This is a genomic window from Yersinia sp. 2545 StPb PI (genome assembly GCF_052217125.1).
Classification (GTDB): Bacteria; Pseudomonadota; Gammaproteobacteria; order Enterobacterales; family Enterobacteriaceae; genus Yersinia; species Yersinia enterocolitica_E.
Window position 1 is genome coordinate 4,822,757 of the sequence record NZ_JAZGPY010000001.1, and the last position, 16,214, is coordinate 4,838,970.

Genomic DNA, 16,214 nt, shown 5'->3' on the forward strand with positions numbered 1-16,214 from the left:
TCCTGAGTAAGAATGCGATGTTTATTGACCCTACTAGCAGAAAAACTAATGACAAGTTAATAAAATACAACGGGTTGAATAATATGCAGTCATAATGAAGGCGTTGTTGCGCAACAGTGAAGATAAAAAATAGCCAAAAAAGAGTGTGATCCCGCTCTAAACAATAGTTTTTTGTTATAGGATATCCCCCGACTATCACTCCCTTCTGTGGAACTCTTCGAATGAGTAAACCAAACCTTGATACTGAGCAGGGGCTGCTCGAACGTGTATTTAAACTGAAACAGCACGGTACCACGGCACGTACTGAGTTGATTGCCGGTATCACTACCTTTTTGACTATGGTCTATATCGTGTTCGTAAACCCCCAGATTTTAGGGGTTGCGGGTATGGATGTGCGGGCTGTTTTCGTGACAACCTGCCTGATTGCCGCCTTTGGTAGCATCTTTATGGGCTTATTGGCTAACTTACCGGTAGCACTGGCTCCGGCGATGGGGCTTAACGCTTTCTTCGCTTTTGTGGTGGTTGGCGCGATGGGTATTTCATGGCAAGTCGGCATGGGTGCTATTTTCTGGGGCGCAATCGGTTTCCTTTTACTGACCATTTTCCGCATCCGGTATTGGATGATTGCTAACATCCCACTGAGCCTACGGGTGGGGATTACCAGTGGTATTGGCCTGTTTATTGCCATGATGGGGCTGAAAAATGCCGGTATCGTGGTGGCAAACCCGGATACCTTAGTCGCGGTAGGTAATTTGACTTCTCACAGTGTGCTGTTAGGTGCGCTGGGCTTCTTTATTATTGCGGTTCTGGCCTCTCGCAATATCCACGCTGCGGTGCTGGTGTCGATTGTGGTCACCACGCTGATTGGCTGGGCGCTGGGTGATGTGCATTACTCTGGCATTTTCTCCATGCCGCCAAGTGTGACTTCGGTGGTCGGGCAGGTGGATTTAGCCGGAGCGCTGAATATAAGTATGGCGGGGATCATTTTCTCCTTCATGCTGGTTAACCTGTTCGATTCATCCGGCACATTAATCGGCGTCACGGATAAAGCGGGCTTAACCGACCACAAAGGCAAGTTCCCGCGCATGAAGCAAGCGCTGTACGTAGATAGCATCAGCTCGGTAGCCGGTGCTTTTATCGGTACCTCATCGGTGACCGCGTATATTGAAAGCTCCTCAGGGGTGTCTGTCGGGGGTCGTACTGGTTTAACGGCCGTTGTGGTTGGTATCTTGTTCCTGCTGGTGATGTTTGTGTCACCCCTGGCCGGTATGGTGCCTGCTTATGCCGCTGCCGGTGCGTTGATTTATGTTGGCGTGCTGATGACATCTAGCCTGTCACGGGTGAAGTGGGATGATTTGACTGAAGCCGTTCCTGCGTTTGTTACCGCGGTGATGATGCCGTTTAGTTTCTCTATCACTGAAGGGATCGCGCTGGGCTTTATCTCTTATTGCCTGATGAAGCTGGGCACTGGCCGTTGGCGTGAAATCAGCCCATGCGTAGTGGTTGTTGCGCTACTGTTTGTGCTGAAAATTGCCTTTGTTGATCACTGATAGCCGATCATAAAAACGCCCCCCTTTCGACACCGAGGGTGGGGGCGTTGTCGTTATAATCTTATGCTTTTAACTGAGCGCTGATTTGCTCCAGTGCCTTTGTCGCACATTGTGCGTCCAAATGCCCGCCCGGTGCACCGGCAACACCCACTGCACCGACCACCTCATCCCCTGCTTTCACTGGCACTCCACCCCCTAACAGCAAGAACCCTGGAATGTCTTTCAGGTTGTTGGCCGCAGGTGTCTTTTGGCTGTTTTCCATCACTTGCCCGCTTGGGGTTTTAGTCGATAGTGCCGTAAAGGCTTTTTGCTCGCTGGCTTTAACGGTGTGCGGACCGGCATTATCAGCACGTAATACAGTTTTGATGATCCCAGCACGGTCAACCACAGTTACCGCCACGTTGTAGCCATCCGCCTGGCAAACAGCGAGGGTACGGCTGGCCAAATCGGTGGCCAGCGCCTGAGAGATATTACGTTCAGTGTTCAGACCCGCAGCAGAGGCTTGAGCTATCAGGCCAATGAATAAGGCGGAGGTCAGGGCAATAGGCTTGATCATATAAAATCCTTATTGTTAGCGAAGTGATTTCATCACTGTGCCGCTATGTTACGGCGATAAGTGGTGAAAAAACATTCGGCTAACTACCCGTTTTACTCCGTACTTCTACCTATTCCCTTCGGACTTGGCGCCGCAGGGTTGTTATCTGCGCTCACGCATCCACATCACTTGACTGCGTAAGCTCATCGGGATTATGAGCCTCATCAGAGGCTCACCCTACGGGCCACGCAGGCGCTGTTCAAAATGGTTTACAACCAATTTGTTGTTCACTTGCTGCCTACCTGCAACACCAATTACTTTGAGTATATTATTGGTAGGATATAGGAGTAATTATGAATAAGTGATGCCAGCGAGTTGACCTCCAGCTTGGAGAATATATTCGCGCGGTGCGCTTCAACGGTTCGCGGTGAAAGTGACAACATATGGGCGATTTGCTTGCTGGTTTCCCCTTGGATAATCAGCGCGGCGACTTCCCGCTCGCGGGGTGAGAGCTGGCTAAGTAACTGTTGATAGCTCACTTGCTGCTTTTTCACTGCCAGCGCTTGCTCATGTTGCTCCAGTGCCATGCCGACCGCCTCGATCAGCACATCGGCGTCGATAGGTTTGGTCAAAAACTCCAGCGCTCCACCTTTAAATGCCCGGCGGCACAATTCAATATTACCGTGTCCAGTCATTATGATGACCGGAAGAGTGCTATCACGGCATTGAATGGCTTCTAATACTGCCATCCCACTCTTACCCGGCATTCTGATATCCAGGAGTACGCAACTTGGCTGGGTTATTGCCAATGTATCGAGGAAATGCTGGCCGTCACTGAATGCTTTTACTTCCCAGCCCAGGGTGGCGAGTAATGCGGTTAGCGCGGCGCGAACACCGTCATCGTCATCAATCAGATAAATGTGTTTTGTCATGCGTATTCTCGCCAATCAGGGGAAAGGTTAGGGTAAAACAAGCCCCGCCATATTCACTGTTTGCGGCTTTTATGTCACCTCCCATTCGCTGTACCAATGTCTCACACAGGGTTAGCCCTAATCCCAGGCCACTCTCGCGAGTGGTATAAAAAGGTGTGAACAGGTGGTCTAACTGCTGATGGCTTAGCCCCGGCCCATTATCTTCTATCTGAATTAGCCATTGCTGTGGTTGCAGGCGGGCAGTGAAATAAATTAACGGGGTCGCAGTATGTTGTACGGCATGGATAGCATTACTGAGTAAATTATGCAGAATTTGCTCCAGCCATAAAGGATCGGCCGAGAGTGGCGGTAAATTCGCTGGAATACTATTCACAACCGTTACTTTGCTGGCGGCTATCTCATTACTTAATAAAGCATTCACGCGTAACCAGATATCCGCTACCACCACCGGTTGTAAATTCACCTGCCCACGGCTGAGTAATGTGCGTAGCCGCTCCAGTAGCGCCGAAATCCGTTTGATTTGCTCAACTGACGCCCGTAGCAGTGGGGTAATTTTGTCGTCCTGCGCGGGTAATAACCGCAGAGCGGTTTGGTTATACGTCAGAGTGGCAGTGAGCGGCTGGTTCAACTCATGGGCGATACCTGTGGCAATTTCCCCCATGGCATTGAGTCTGGCTTGATCAGCAAATTTAGCCCGTTGTTCGGCGCGATTGCGGTATTGCGCCAACTGCTGCCAACGGTGCCAACCATAGAGGGTAGCTCCCCATATGAGTGAAAGCAGGAGGGCAGTTAACCAAGGCAGGTCACGCCAAAGAGGAGTTGCATAGCCAGTTAACGCAAAGGATTGAGCGCCCTCTCCCAATGGTTTTTGCCATTGCCAAAAGCTGTCTGGATTTGGCTTGCCCAGCACAGCTAACAGATGTTGCTGATAGCGCAATGTCACGCTGTCGAAATTTTCTGGTAAACCCACTACCTGTAACAGTTTTAACCCATTAATCTGCAAGCCACTGCCATTGTATGAGTTCGATAGCTGATAATCACCGCCGTGAACTTGCAGCGTTAACTGGCCTGCTTTTGATTTGTCGGCTTTAGTTTGGCTAATTGCGACTAATTGCGGGAAATGGCGCTGTAGTTGCGACAGTTGGTTTGGTTCAAGAGTCAGAAACAAAATAGCCTGTTGCTGGGCTAATTGCTGGCTCAATTCACGGTGGGTAATACGAAATTCGGCCTCACGCTCAGCTTGCTGCTCATTTAAACCATACCAACCCAGCCAGAGAGTGGATATCAGGGTCAGGATAAGCCAGACAGTGATTTTAACGGCCATTTAGCAGCATCCAACATGTGTGGGTCAAGAGAGTAACCCCCAATCACCAGCGGCCAGTGGGGGTTTTGAATCATGGGTTACTTCACGCGGACACGATCAATATAGGTCGCAAAGGCTGCTAGTTGGCTGGTAAGGAAATCCAGCGTTCCTTGATCAATCAACGCCTTGGCATGCTCATCCACTTTGCTTTGAATCACGCCACCCATAAATTCAGGCTTATTCATCACCATCGCATCAAGGAAAACCAGGATCTGACGTAAGTGATACTGGCAACGTGCTCCACCCACCGGCCCCATTGAGCTGGTTTGAATAGCAACTGGCTTGCCTGCCAGTGGTTGGTTTGGCAAGCGAGACAACCAGTCGATCGCATTCTTCAATCCACCTGGCACCGAATAGTTATATTCCGGTGTGACGATGATAACCCCATCAGCTTGACGAATCTGCTCAGCAATAGCTTGAACTGTAGCCGGGAAGCCGTCTTCCTGCTGAACATCAGCATCATAAAGCGGAATATCACGAATAGAAGGCAGTGCTTCAATGGTGACGCCTGAAGGCGCTAATTTAGGCAGTGCGCGGGCTACCATCGCATTGTAAGAACCATTACGCAGGCTACCCAGTAGGGTAACAATTTTAAGGGATTGCTGTGGCATGACATACTCCCGTTCAGTAAATGGATGAGGCTTTATACCCGTCATCTTTCTCATTGCAGGTGTGTTGGCCTCTCACCTGCATTTTGAAATCTATTGGTTATTTGTTACCAGAGTAGGCCAAACTTATGCGACAAAACAATGACTATCTCGCGTATGACGACATTTAAACATTACTTAAATTGGTGTTAGGGGGGAATTATTACGCTGAAACTGTGACCGCAGGAGAGGAACGGAAAAATCGTTTTTATCAGTCATCAAGTCTGTGCGCAAAATGCCGTTAATAGATCTGGAGCTATCCAGCTCTCTTAATTGAGCGACACGATAATGCTAAAAACCACTCAAGCCCGCTTTACCTTACTCGTCAGTGCGTTTTTTATTTTATTACTGATAATCACCGTGGTGGTTATTCAGCTTTTTGTGACACCACAACTCAAACAATCTGAAAGTACCATTGTCGGTAATAGCGTTGACCAAATTGCGACGGCAATCACGGCGCAAATGAACAAAGTGGAAGCGCAAGCCCGCAGCATTACACAGGCTGTTGCCATTATGGACAGCAATACCATTGATCAACTATTACCGGGGCTGGTGGATCAGTACGGCGACAGTAATGTGTTTGGTGGTGGCATTTGGCCATTACCTAATAAACGTGAGCAAGGGGTGACTAAGTTCAGCACTTTCTTTGCCCGTAATGGAGAAAATAAGTTAACGGTCAACACCCATTGGAATTCACCAGAATCACAAAATTATTTTGAGCAACCATGGTACAAAGATGGCTTAAATGCGCCTAAAGGCTTCTGCGCGTGGGCTAAGGCCTACCAGGATGATGCCAGCCCACAGCCAAGAACCAACTGCGCGATGGCAATTTATAAAGGTGACGAGGCCTACGGTGTTTCAACCATTGACGTTACCTTAGGTTTCTTTAACCGTTTGGTTAAAGAAATGGAACAGAAAGTGAATGGCACTATTCTGATTGTCGAAGCTGATGGCAAGATTGTCGGCAGCAGTGCTCTGGCGGATGGCAAAGCCGAATTAAAAAATCTGTCTGACTTTGCGGCCAACTCGCCGATGGCGGCTGAAACCCAGCGGTTATTGCCGCAGTTAAAAGATCAAAAAGCACTGGAGAGTGAATTTGATGTCGACGGTACCTCTCACACCCTGTTTATTCGCCCGATCGCCAATAGCCCGTGGTATTTGGTTACTGACTTACCAACCAGTTTATTGGTGAAACAGAGCCACGCCATCCTGTTGCATCTGGGGTTAGTACAGATTCCAATTATGCTGTTATTGCTCTTGTTCCTGGTGTTTTCTATCCGCGTCTTTATGAAACGCTTAGCGGCTTTGAAAGAGAATATCACTGCATTATCGGCGGGAGGGGCTGATTTGACTCAGCGCTTACCGGAAAGCAATAGCCCAGAATTCAATGCAATTAACCAAAGTTTCAACAATTTTATCGACTATTTACAGCAAATGATGCGGCAAGTCGGTGAAAGTAGCCTGGCTATTGCCTCAGCATCGCGCCAGATAGCTAGCGGTAATCTGGACTTATCCGCCCGTACTGAAGATCAGGCCAGTTCAATTGAACAAACCGCAGCCTCAATGGATGAACTTACCAGCACGGTGAAACAAAATGCGGATAACGCCAGTCACGCCAACCAATTGGCGAGAGATGCTTCTACTGTTGCGGTGAAAGGTGGCAAGGTGGTGAAACAGGTGGTGGATACCATGGGTTCAATCAATCATTCATCGAAGAAAATAGTCGATATCATTAGTGTGATTGACAGTATCGCCTTCCAAACCAATATATTGGCACTTAATGCGGCGGTAGAAGCAGCAAGAGCGGGTGAACAAGGCCGTGGTTTTGCGGTGGTGGCATCAGAAGTGCGTAATCTGGCGCAGCGTTCAGCGACATCTGCTCGTGAGATTAAAAAACTGATCGAGGACTCGGTGGCTGATATTGCCATTGGTACTGGCTTGGTGGCTGACGCGGGAACCACTATGGATGATTTAATGAGCGGGGTGTCCAATGTGGCGGCATTAATGAATGAAATCATGTCATCCAGTCAGGAACAAAGTTTGGGTATCGAACAGGTTAATCTGGCAATCAATCAGTTGGATAATTCAACACAGCAAAATGCGGCGCTAGTGCAACAAGTTGCTGCTGCGGCTCAGGCGATGCAGGATCAAACTTTACAGTTGGAGAGTGTGATTAGCGGCTTTAAAGTTTAATTTTATACCTGTCATACTTCAAGCTGCAGGTGTGTTGGCTACGTTTAATCATCCGAATCACTTACTTATGTAAGCTCATCGGGATTATGGGCCTCTAATGAGGCTCACTCTGCGGGCCAGCGCAAGCGCTGTTCAACATGGTTTACAACCAAGTTGTTATTCACTTGCCGCCTTCCTGCAACTCGAATTATTTAGGGTATATATTGCAGTTATGCCAAAAATCTGACCCCTTTTGCTCGCCGAAAAGGGGTTTTTTATGACTCTCGGCGAATTTTACTGGCAAATAAATTACCCAGCGATTGGATGAGCTGTACCGTAATAATCAATACAATCGCGGTAGTGACAGTTACGAACGTATCAAAGCGCTGATAGCCATAGGTTATAGCCAGATCACCAATCCCACCGCCGCCGACAGTACCTGCCATGGCGGTAGCACCAATCAAGCCAATGGTGGCTGTGGTCAGTGCCAATATCAAAGATGACAGTGCTTCGGGTAATAGAAAATACCAAATCGCCTGAAGGGGCGTGGCACCCATCGATTTTGCTGCCTCGAGAATTCCGGGGTTAACATCCAATAATGAATTTTCTACTAATCGGCCAATATAAGGTGCGATAAAAATAATCAATGGCACGATGGCTCCTGGTGTTCCGATAGTGGTATTCACGATCAAGCGGGTAAGTGGGATAATCGCTACCATCAAAATAATAAAGGGCAGTGATCGGATGATATTAATCACTGGGTTAAGAATATTATAAAAAGTGCGATTGTTAATTAGCCCTCCGGGCCGGGTTACCACCAATAAGATTCCCAGTGGGATACCAATAAGAGAACCGATCACCAATGAAATACTGACCATAACCAGTGTGTCGTGTAGCGCCTGGACAAATTGGTCCAACGTAATTGCGGTTTCGATCATTAATGTATTTCCTGTATATCAATTCCTGTTCCAGCCAGGTGCGTGACGGCACTATCAATGAGGTTGTTGTCACCGCTTAACAGCAGCACCATATGACCCAATGTGGTGTCTTGTATCTCCGACATGTTGGCAAATAGAATATTCACGCCCACATCATATTGCCTGATAAGTTGATTTATCACCGGTTGCGTCGCAATCGCCCCCATAAATGCTAAACGAAATTGGCGGCCAGCATGACTGCTATCTAACAGTTTTCTCACACTATCGGGCAGGCTGTCCTTGATCACGGTGCGGACGAAATTAAGGGTTGTGGGGTGAGTGGGGTGGCCAAAAACCGTTAATACCGAACCCTGCTCAATTATTTGGCCGTTTTCCATAACCGCGACCTTATTACAGATTTTTTGAATGACGGACATTTCATGGGTAATCAGCAACACTGTAATATTGTATTGCTGATTAATTTTCTTCAGTAATAATAAAATCTGGGCGGTAGTTTGTGGATCCAGTGACGATGTGGCCTCATCACACAGCAGAATTGATGGATTGGTTGCCAGAGCACGAGCAATACCTACCCGCTGCTTCTGCCCCCCCGATAATTCATTAGGAAAACTATGGCTCTTATCACCTAACCCAACAAAATCCAGCAATTCAGCGACGCGCTCCTGAATGAATTTTTTATTTTTACCTAATAAGATGAGCGGCATAGCTACATTCTTAAAAACAGTTTTTGACTCCAGTAAGTTAAAATTCTGGAATATCATTCCGATGTTTTTTTTAAGTAGCCTGAGTTGCTCATGACTAAAATCATGTAGATTATTACCATCAATAATCACATCACCGGATGTTGGACTTTCCAATGAGTTTACCATTCGTAATAAGGTGCTTTTCCCTGCACCGCTATAACCGATAATGCCAAATATATCGCCATCTTCGATGGTTAAACTAACATTATTAAGCGCTTGTAGCTTTACACCTTTACGTTCAAAGGTTTTAGAAATATGCTGAAGTTCAATCATCAGATTATTCCATTACTTAAGATAATCAGGCAGCATATAACCGGTGTATTTCTCATTTCCTAGAATGTATTTTTTGAACTCCGCCGAGTGGTATCCCGCAATAATATCCTTGGCAAATTCTGCATCTTTATTTTTACCGGCGACAGTTACCACATTCACAAACTGTGTGGTTGGTTTTTCAAGTTGCAGTGCTGAGCTGAGTTTTATACCGTTAGATACAGCAAAATTACCCTGAATAGCACCAAAGTCGACATCGGGTAATGCTCTGACTTGCTGGGCATTATCCATTTCTTTGATCACCAGATGGTACGGATTTTCTGCTATGTCTTTTTGCGAGAAGGTCGCTGGATCAATTTTTTCCTTTAGCTTTATCCAGCCGATAGATTGCAACAACAGTGCTGCGCGGTACTCATTTGAGGGCTGGTTAGGGACTGAAATCAAAGTACCTTCTTTGGGTTTTTGGTCTTTTTGGCTTTGCTGATATTTATCAGAATACAGTCCCATCGGTGGCGTTGGGACCTGAACAATACCGGTATTATCAATCCGCAGACGCTCATTTATCGCTTGCAGATAAATAGGGTGTTGCATGATATTGCCATCAATCTCGCCAGTGCTAACGGCATTATTAACCTGGATGCCATCATTAAAATCTTTATATTCGATGCGATAGCCTTTGTTGATCAGATAAGGGGCTACACCTTTTTCAAATTGTTCTTTATAAGGGCCAGGATTAAATCCCAATTTGATAACTTTATTTTCTTCACTATGGGCATTTAGTGAAGTAACAATAATTAAACTAAATAAAGGTATCGTCAGTGAAGGTATTCTCATCATAATTTCCCTGTGGAATAGTGTTAATTTAGTCTCTACCAGAGGCTTTATTTATTATGTTGCCGGTTATTCTTTTAGCTAAAAGCGGGATAACTAAGAATGAAATCATTCAAACATTGCGGGGATGAAGCGTAAACGAAGAAAATGATCTTAGCTTATCTATAATAGAGATAATGGATTTAGTGTTTTTTATTAGGCGATTGGGACGAAAGGCGGATTATCAACCCGCTGCGTACAAATTGCGCAGCGGATTATCAACCCGCTGCGTACAAATTGCGCAGCGGGTTCTATCGCTATAACCGGGGTTTAGCCCTGAATCAGATTAGGGATTTTTACATCAGGATTTACGTCAGCGTCATAATCCACACCGTCGACGGCAAACCCAAACAGGTTTAAGAACTCAGTCTTATAACCGGTAAAGTCGGTCAATTGGTAGATATTGTCATTGGTGACTTGATCCCACAACGCTTGTACCTGGTTTTGAATTTCTGGTGCCAGTTCTTTGTAGTCAGCACGCAAACGGCCATCGGCGTCCAGATGCGGTGCCTCACCACACAAGCTGTCTTTATACAGCGAATAAACTTGCTCGATGCAGCCTTCATGAGTGCCTTTTTCTTTCATCACCTTGAATAGTAATGACAAATACAGTGGCATCATTGGGATAGCGGAACTTGCCTGAGTCACTACCGCTTTCAACACGGATACCCGGGCATCACCGCCGCCATGGGCAGCTAAGCTATCGCGGATAGTCAGAACTTTTTGGTCCAGATCCTTTTTGGCTGCGCCAATAGAACCGTTCCAATAGATATCATGAGTGATTTTTTCACCCAGATAAGTAAAGGCGGTAGTTTGTGCCCCTTCAGCCAGCACGCCAGCTTCCAGTAGTGCATCAATCCACATCTGCCAGTCTTCGCCACCCATCACTGCTACCGTGTTGTCTATCTCGGTTTGAGTTGCGGGTTGTAGCACAACTTCTTTGATAACTTCTTTATCGGTATCTAGGCCACGGAATTTAACTTCATGGCCGATTGGCTTCAGTGTGGAGTTAAACACTTCGCCGGTTTTTGGATGAGTGCGGCGCGGCGAGGCCAGGCTATAGATAACCTGATCAACCTGACCCAGATCTTGCTTAATAGCCTCGATGGTCAGTCGTTTGATCTCATCGGAGAAAGCATCGCCATTGATGCTTTTCGCATATAGGCCTTTCTGCTCAGCAAACTTGTGGAAAGCTGCGCTGTTGTACCAGCCGGAGGTCGCCGGTTTACCTTCTTCTCCTGGGCGTTCAAAGAAAATACCCAGCGTATCGGCACCACAACCAAATGCTGCTGTGATTCGAGCTGCCAGCCCGTATCCAGTTGACGCACCAATCACTAATACTCGTTTTGGGCCGTTAGCAATTGGGCCTTCTGCTGTGACATAGTCGATTTGCTTTTTGACGTTAGCTTCACAGCCCGCCGGGTGAGCAGTCACACAGATAAAGCCGCGTACACGTGGTTTTATAATCATGGATACCTCAGTTTATGAATAAAGTTAAGTGTTCGAGCTACCGTCGGTCGAGACTCTAACAGTTCGGACTCATAGAGTCAGATTATCAAAATTAGCGATAATCTGCTCCAGCTCTATAACATCACACTCATTTTCCGATACAAAAACTGGAGAAAATGCGCCCCAGTAAGTCATCTGAGCTGAATTCGCCGGTAATTTCACTCAATGACTGTTGTGCTAAACGTAGCTCTTCCGCCAATAACTCACCGGCGTAAGCGCTTACTAACTGTTCGTGGCCTTGCACCAAATGCTGGGCAGCGGTTTCCAATGCTTGCAAATGGCGTCGGCGAGCCAGGAAGCCACCTTCGGTGTTACTGGTAAAGCCCATACTCTGCTTAAGATGGCTACGCAGCAGGTCAATACCTTCGCCGGTACGGGCCGATAAGCGAATAAGTGAGTGACCATTCACTTCGGTTAACCCCAGCGATTCACCTGTGACATCCGCTTTATTGCGCACCACGGTGATGGGCAGAGTCGATGGTAGGCGGGCCATAAACTCAGGCCAGATAGCGGCCGGTTCGGTGGCATCAGTCGTCGTACCATCAACCATAAACAGTACGCGATCTGCTTGTTCTATCTCATTCCACGCCCGTTCGATGCCAATGCGCTCAACTTCGTCACTGGCTTCACGTAAGCCAGCAGTATCGATGATATGCAATGGCATCCCATCGATATGAATATGTTCCCGTAAAACATCACGAGTTGTGCCTGCGATATCGGTTACGATTGCAGCTTCACGGCCCGCTAACGCATTGAGCAGGCTTGATTTACCGGCATTTGGGCGGCCGGCAATGACCACTTTCATCCCTTCACGCAACAAGCTGCCTTGCCGTGCTTCAGTGCGCACCTGCTCAAGATCGGCCATCACACCGTTCAACTGGCCTTCAATCTTGCCATCAGAAAGGAAGTCAATTTCCTCATCTGGGAAGTCAATGGCAGCTTCGACGTAGATTCGCAAGTGAGTAAGTGCTTCCACCAATTGATGGATTTTAACTGAAAATGCACCCTGCAATGAATTTACTGCTGAGCGGGCGGCTTGCTCCGAGCTGGCATCAATCAGGTCGGCAATCGCTTCTGCTTGAGCCAAATCCAGCTTGTCGTTTAAAAACGCGCGTTCAGAAAACTCACCCGGACGAGCAATGCGCAGCCCTGGCAGCGCCAGAATGCGTTTTAACAGTAAATCCAGTATAACCGGACCACCGTGACCTTGCAGTTCCAGCACGTCCTCGCCAGTAAAGGAATTGGGGCCGGGGAAGTAGAGAGCGATACCTTGGTCTAATGTACTGCCATCAGTATCTTTAAACGGCAGATAATCGGCATAGCGAGGCTTGGGCAATTTGCCCAAAACCGCCTGCGCCACGTCTGCGGCAGCACGACCTGAAACACGTAAAATACCAACACCACCACGGCCTGGCGGGGTTGCTTGTGCCACGATAGTATCAGTGGTGCTCATGGTTATTTCTCTCTTTAAAAGAATAAGGCGGTCATATAGCTATGACCGCCTCATATACCCTTCTTAATTGCAGTCGCAGCGTTTGTTAGCTGCTCTCCCCCAGTTACTGACGTATGCCAGTGACTGGGGTATCTATCATGTTAAGACTGTTTCTTCTTATCGCGGCTATGCAAACCACGTTTTTCCAGACCACGATAAATCAACTGCTGTTGCAGGATGGTCACCAGGTTACTGACGATATAGTACAGTACCAGACCAGCCGGGAACCACAGGAAGAACACAGTGAAGATAACTGGCATAAAGGTCATTATCTTCTGCTGCATTGGGTCCGTCACGGTAGTTGGTGACATCTTCTGAATGAAGTACATGGTGATACCCATCAGAATCGGCAGAATGTAGTACGGGTCTTGTGCTGACAGGTCATGAATCCACAGGATGAACGGCGCATGACGCAACTCAACGGAACTCATCAACATGTAGTACAACGCTAGGAAGATTGGCATCTGAATGACCAGCGGTAAGCAGCCACCCAGCGGGTTAACCTTCTCAGCTTTGTACAGCGCCATCATCTCCTGACTCATACGCTGCTTATCGTCACCGATACGCTCACGCATGGCAGCCAGTTTAGGCTGTAGCAAACGCATTTTCGCCATCGAGGTGTATTGCGCTTTTGTCAGCGGGTACATGATACCGCGCACGATAAAGGTAATCACGATGATGGAGAAGCCCCAGTTACCGACAAAGCTGTGAATGAATTTCAACAGTTTGAACAGTGGCTGAGAAATAAACCATAACCAACCATAATCAACAGTCAGGTCCAGATGTGGCGCAATGGCCGCCATTTTGTCCTGAATTTCTGGGCCAACCCATAAGGTAGCACCCAGCTGTTTCTGCTCACCCGGTTGAATAATAACTGGCGCACCTTTAAAGCCGATAGCCGCCAGACCATTACCCAAATCAGAAGAGTAGAAGGTGTTGGTTTCATTAGCTGCCGGGATCCAGGCGGTTGCAAAATACTGTTGCAACATGGCTACCCAGCCACCTTTGGTGGTGATGTCCATATTTTTGTCTTCGATATCACTAAAGCTGTATTTTTTATATTTAGTGTCATCAGAAGAGTAAGCCGCGCCACGATAGGTGTGCAGCGCAAAGTTATTGCTGCCGGTATCACGGTGTTTAGGCAAATTGATGCTTTGCTTCAACTGACCAAACAGCGTCAGCTCCAGCGGGGCAGCAGAGGCGTTTTTAACGTGATAATCCACGCCAATGGCGTAATCGTTACGTTTTAGCACAAAAGTCTTGGTGAAAACGGAGCCATCTTTGCCGGTAAAGGTCAATGGAATACGCAGTTCATCCTGACCGTCAGCCAATACAAAGCTGGTTTGAGGCGCTTCAAACAGTGGGCGCTCACCGTTAGCTGGATTATCCGGGCCGCTTTTGCCTGTCAGACCGCTTTGCGCCTGATAGATGAAAGCTGGAGTGGTTTCCAGTAATTCGAAAGTTTTATCTGAACCCAGAGCATCCGGGTAAGCCAGCAGGTTAGCCTGCTCGATGTCACCACCACGGGTATTAATGGTCAGAGACAGCACATCAGTTTTTACAGTAATCAGTTGACCCTGACCACTGCCGGGCACAGCCTGGCTTGCTTTATCACCGGTAGCAGTATTCGCAGTCTGTTGCGTGGTCTGAGCGGCTGGTTGTGGACTGTTGTCCACTTGCCAGGCTTGCCAGATCATGAAAGACACGAACAGCAGAGCGATGAGTAGAAGATTGCGTTGCGAATCCATCGTTAGTGTTCTCTGTTATCGTCGGGTTTCGGCGGCACGGGATCATCGCCACCTGGGTTCAAAGGGTGGCATTTTAATACGCGTTTCAGTGTTAACCAACTGCCTTTTATCATCCCAAACCGGCGCAATGCCTCAATTCCGTAATGAGAGCATGTCGGATGGAAACGACAACGCGGCCCCAGCAGCGGACTAATCACGAGCTGATAGCCCCTGATTAGCCCGATCAGGATGCGGGAGCCTGGCGACAGTGGCGACGCCATAATTTTTCCAAAGCTTCCGTCAACGCACGGTTATCGAGGTCAGCCACACCCTTTTTCACCAAAACGACAAAATCCATAGACGGTAACGTATGCTGATGCAAACGGAAGCTTTCGCGTGTGAGGCGCTTTATCCGGTTACGTTCGTGAGCACGTTTGACATGTTTTTTGGCGACGGTAAGACCGATGCGGGGATGCCCCAGCTCGTTCAGGCGGCCGAGGATGGTGATTTGCGGCGTGCCAGCCCGTTGTGGCTGCTGGAAGACAAAAGTGAAATGACTGGGAGTTAACAAACGTAACTCCCTAGGAAATGCTAGCTTAACCACTGAGATGGTTAGCTTTTATTACTTAGAAACAGTCAGACGAGTACGGCTTTTCGCACGACGGCGAGCCAGAACTTGACGACCATTTTTGGTGGCCATACGAGCACGGAAACCGTGGCTACGGTTGCGCTTCAATACGGACGGTTGGAAAGTGCGTTTCATAGCGATTTCTACCTAAACTTAAAATAATTACTGATTCAGTAAACGCGTTTGGCTGCTCGGAGTGAAGACACCGACGCCTCAATCGCAACATATAAAGAAGCGGGATTGTAATAATTGTACAGTCCTGAGTCAATTGACATTGCGCCCGCCCGCACAGAAGTTTTCTGTATCGGGAGTTTACCAAGAGCCTGCCCGTGTTCACCGCTGGTTTCTTTTTGGCCAAAGCCATCAAGAACACAGGCATCACACGTAGGGCTGAGGATTATACGGACTCCCAGACAAATCGCAAGGATCGCCGTGAGATCCTTTGTGGATTAATCAGGATCAGTTGTTAGAAAAGGGGAAGGTGATACCAGTATATTCTGAAATATTTTGCGATCATTGCTGATGAGGGACACGAAAAGCTGTGCACTGGGTTACACTCCTAACAGAAGTTATGTCCTGTGGATAAAAAGGATCTAATCTGTGAGGAAGGGGAGGATCTATTGCTCCTTTTGCGCTATGATCCGCCATTCCGATCGCATCCGCTACTCTGGATCACTACTCCGGGATCGTAGGGGGATGTTAGTCGTAAAAACAACCGAAAAACGGTTCGCATGTCACTTTGGCTTGCTACAGGCCATATTGGCGTGTGTCAAAAACGATGAGTTACAAAAAATCCTGATTTCTTTCTTTTATTGATCTTGTTCGAGTGGAGTCCGCC

15 protein-coding genes are annotated in these 16,214 nt (G+C 47.7%); 2 read left to right on the forward strand and 13 right to left on the reverse strand.

From position 1 onward, the window contains the following. Window positions 1–221: 221 nt before the first annotated feature. Complete coding sequence (locus V1955_RS22305; RefSeq protein WP_005186735.1) at window positions 222–1,550, forward strand: NCS2 family permease; 1,329 nt, start codon at window positions 222–224, stop codon at window positions 1,548–1,550. A gap of 61 nt (window positions 1,551–1,611) precedes the next feature. Here the strand turns inward: V1955_RS22305 and V1955_RS22310 are convergent, their stop codons facing one another. The 4 genes from V1955_RS22310 to V1955_RS22325 all read right to left on the reverse strand — a co-directional run bounded on the left by V1955_RS22310 (window position 1,612) and on the right by V1955_RS22325 (window position 4,991). Beyond that, window positions 1,612–2,106 carry a GlcG/HbpS family heme-binding protein gene (locus V1955_RS22310; RefSeq protein ID WP_005186737.1) on the reverse strand — a complete coding sequence of 165 codons (495 nt, stop codon included), beginning with the start codon at window positions 2,104–2,106 and terminating at the stop codon, window positions 1,612–1,614. Between the two features lie 293 nt (window positions 2,107–2,399). Next, on the reverse strand, window positions 2,400–3,017 hold the full coding sequence (locus tag V1955_RS22315) for a response regulator transcription factor (protein WP_083161556.1): 618 nt from the start codon (window positions 3,015–3,017) through the stop codon (window positions 2,400–2,402). Further along, entirely contained in the window at window positions 2,992–4,341 is a 1,350-nt protein-coding gene (locus tag V1955_RS22320; protein ID WP_083161554.1) for a sensor histidine kinase, read from the reverse strand. The genes V1955_RS22315 and V1955_RS22320 overlap by 26 nt, the downstream gene beginning before the upstream one ends. Before the next feature lie 77 nt (window positions 4,342–4,418). Continuing rightward, window positions 4,419–4,991 carry an NADPH-dependent FMN reductase gene (locus tag V1955_RS22325; protein ID WP_083161552.1) on the reverse strand — a complete coding sequence of 191 codons (573 nt, stop codon included), beginning with the start codon at window positions 4,989–4,991 and terminating at the stop codon, window positions 4,419–4,421. Between the two features lie 324 nt (window positions 4,992–5,315). On the opposite strand from V1955_RS22325, the gene V1955_RS22330 reads away from it, so the two are divergent. Then, window positions 5,316–7,220, forward strand: coding sequence for a methyl-accepting chemotaxis protein (locus V1955_RS22330; protein ID WP_083161550.1), 1,905 nt, complete (start codon window positions 5,316–5,318; stop codon window positions 7,218–7,220). Between the two features lie 254 nt (window positions 7,221–7,474). On the opposite strand, the gene V1955_RS22335 is transcribed toward V1955_RS22330, so the two are convergent. The 9 genes from V1955_RS22335 to rpmH form a co-directional block, all read right to left on the reverse strand. Next, entirely contained in the window at window positions 7,475–8,137 is a 663-nt protein-coding gene (locus tag V1955_RS22335; RefSeq protein WP_372569832.1) for a methionine ABC transporter permease, read from the reverse strand. Continuing rightward, window positions 8,137–9,153 (reverse strand): methionine ABC transporter ATP-binding protein, encoded by a 1,017-nt coding sequence (locus V1955_RS22340; protein ID WP_372560195.1) that lies wholly within the window; start codon window positions 9,151–9,153, stop codon window positions 8,137–8,139. The genes V1955_RS22335 and V1955_RS22340 overlap by 1 nt, the downstream gene beginning before the upstream one ends. A 12-nt stretch (window positions 9,154–9,165) precedes the next feature. Further along, on the reverse strand, window positions 9,166–9,984 hold the full coding sequence (locus V1955_RS22345; protein WP_193784852.1) for a MetQ/NlpA family ABC transporter substrate-binding protein: 819 nt from the start codon (window positions 9,982–9,984) through the stop codon (window positions 9,166–9,168). A 306-nt stretch (window positions 9,985–10,290) separates the two neighbouring features. Beyond that, a complete protein-coding gene (fabV, locus tag V1955_RS22350; RefSeq protein WP_083161542.1) occupies window positions 10,291–11,490 on the reverse strand; it encodes an enoyl-ACP reductase FabV in 1,200 nt (399 codons plus the stop codon). 127 nt (window positions 11,491–11,617) lie between these two features. Further along, on the reverse strand, window positions 11,618–12,982 hold the full coding sequence (gene mnmE / locus V1955_RS22355) for a tRNA uridine-5-carboxymethylaminomethyl(34) synthesis GTPase MnmE (protein WP_372569833.1): 1,365 nt from the start codon (window positions 12,980–12,982) through the stop codon (window positions 11,618–11,620). Window positions 12,983–13,122: 140 nt separating this feature from the next. Next, window positions 13,123–14,769 (reverse strand): membrane protein insertase YidC, encoded by a 1,647-nt coding sequence (gene yidC, locus V1955_RS22360; RefSeq protein ID WP_372569834.1) that lies wholly within the window; start codon window positions 14,767–14,769, stop codon window positions 13,123–13,125. Window positions 14,770–14,771: 2 nt separating this feature from the next. Then, window positions 14,772–15,029, reverse strand: coding sequence for a membrane protein insertion efficiency factor YidD (yidD, locus tag V1955_RS22365; protein ID WP_032906726.1), 258 nt, complete (start codon window positions 15,027–15,029; stop codon window positions 14,772–14,774). Then, the gene (gene rnpA / locus V1955_RS22370; protein ID WP_025380108.1) at window positions 14,993–15,352 is read right to left on the reverse strand and encodes a ribonuclease P protein component; all 360 of its coding nucleotides are present in this window, start codon (window positions 15,350–15,352) and stop codon (window positions 14,993–14,995) included. The genes yidD and rnpA overlap by 37 nt, the downstream gene beginning before the upstream one ends. Window positions 15,353–15,370: 18 nt before the next feature. Next, on the reverse strand, window positions 15,371–15,511 hold the full coding sequence (gene rpmH, locus V1955_RS22375) for a 50S ribosomal protein L34 (protein ID WP_004393543.1): 141 nt from the start codon (window positions 15,509–15,511) through the stop codon (window positions 15,371–15,373). Window positions 15,512–16,214 lie beyond the last annotated feature (703 nt).

Excerpts from the sequence above, each read along its gene's own strand:
- rpmH (WP_004393543.1), bottom strand. The coding sequence starts at position 15,511 with ATGAAACGCACTTTCCAACCGTCCGTATTGAAGCGCAACCGTAGCCAC.
- fabV (WP_083161542.1), bottom strand. The coding sequence starts at position 11,490 with ATGATTATAAAACCACGTGTACGCGGCTTTATCTGTGTGACTGCTCAC.
- V1955_RS22330 (WP_083161550.1), top strand. The coding sequence starts at position 5,316 with ATGCTAAAAACCACTCAAGCCCGCTTTACCTTACTCGTCAGTGCGTTT.
- V1955_RS22310 (WP_005186737.1), bottom strand. The coding sequence starts at position 2,106 with ATGATCAAGCCTATTGCCCTGACCTCCGCCTTATTCATTGGCCTGATA.
- V1955_RS22305 (WP_005186735.1), top strand. The coding sequence starts at position 222 with ATGAGTAAACCAAACCTTGATACTGAGCAGGGGCTGCTCGAACGTGTA.
- mnmE (WP_372569833.1), bottom strand. The coding sequence starts at position 12,982 with ATGAGCACCACTGATACTATCGTGGCACAAGCAACCCCGCCAGGCCGT.
- V1955_RS22315 (WP_083161556.1), bottom strand. The coding sequence starts at position 3,017 with ATGACAAAACACATTTATCTGATTGATGACGATGACGGTGTTCGCGCC.
- V1955_RS22335 (WP_372569832.1), bottom strand. The coding sequence starts at position 8,137 with ATGATCGAAACCGCAATTACGTTGGACCAATTTGTCCAGGCGCTACAC.
- V1955_RS22320 (WP_083161554.1), bottom strand. The coding sequence starts at position 4,341 with ATGGCCGTTAAAATCACTGTCTGGCTTATCCTGACCCTGATATCCACT.
- V1955_RS22325 (WP_083161552.1), bottom strand. The coding sequence starts at position 4,991 with ATGCCACAGCAATCCCTTAAAATTGTTACCCTACTGGGTAGCCTGCGT.
- V1955_RS22340 (WP_372560195.1), bottom strand. The coding sequence starts at position 9,153 with ATGATTGAACTTCAGCATATTTCTAAAACCTTTGAACGTAAAGGTGTA.
- V1955_RS22345 (WP_193784852.1), bottom strand. The coding sequence starts at position 9,984 with ATGAGAATACCTTCACTGACGATACCTTTATTTAGTTTAATTATTGTT.
- yidD (WP_032906726.1), bottom strand. The coding sequence starts at position 15,029 with ATGGCGTCGCCACTGTCGCCAGGCTCCCGCATCCTGATCGGGCTAATC.
- yidC (WP_372569834.1), bottom strand. The coding sequence starts at position 14,769 with ATGGATTCGCAACGCAATCTTCTACTCATCGCTCTGCTGTTCGTGTCT.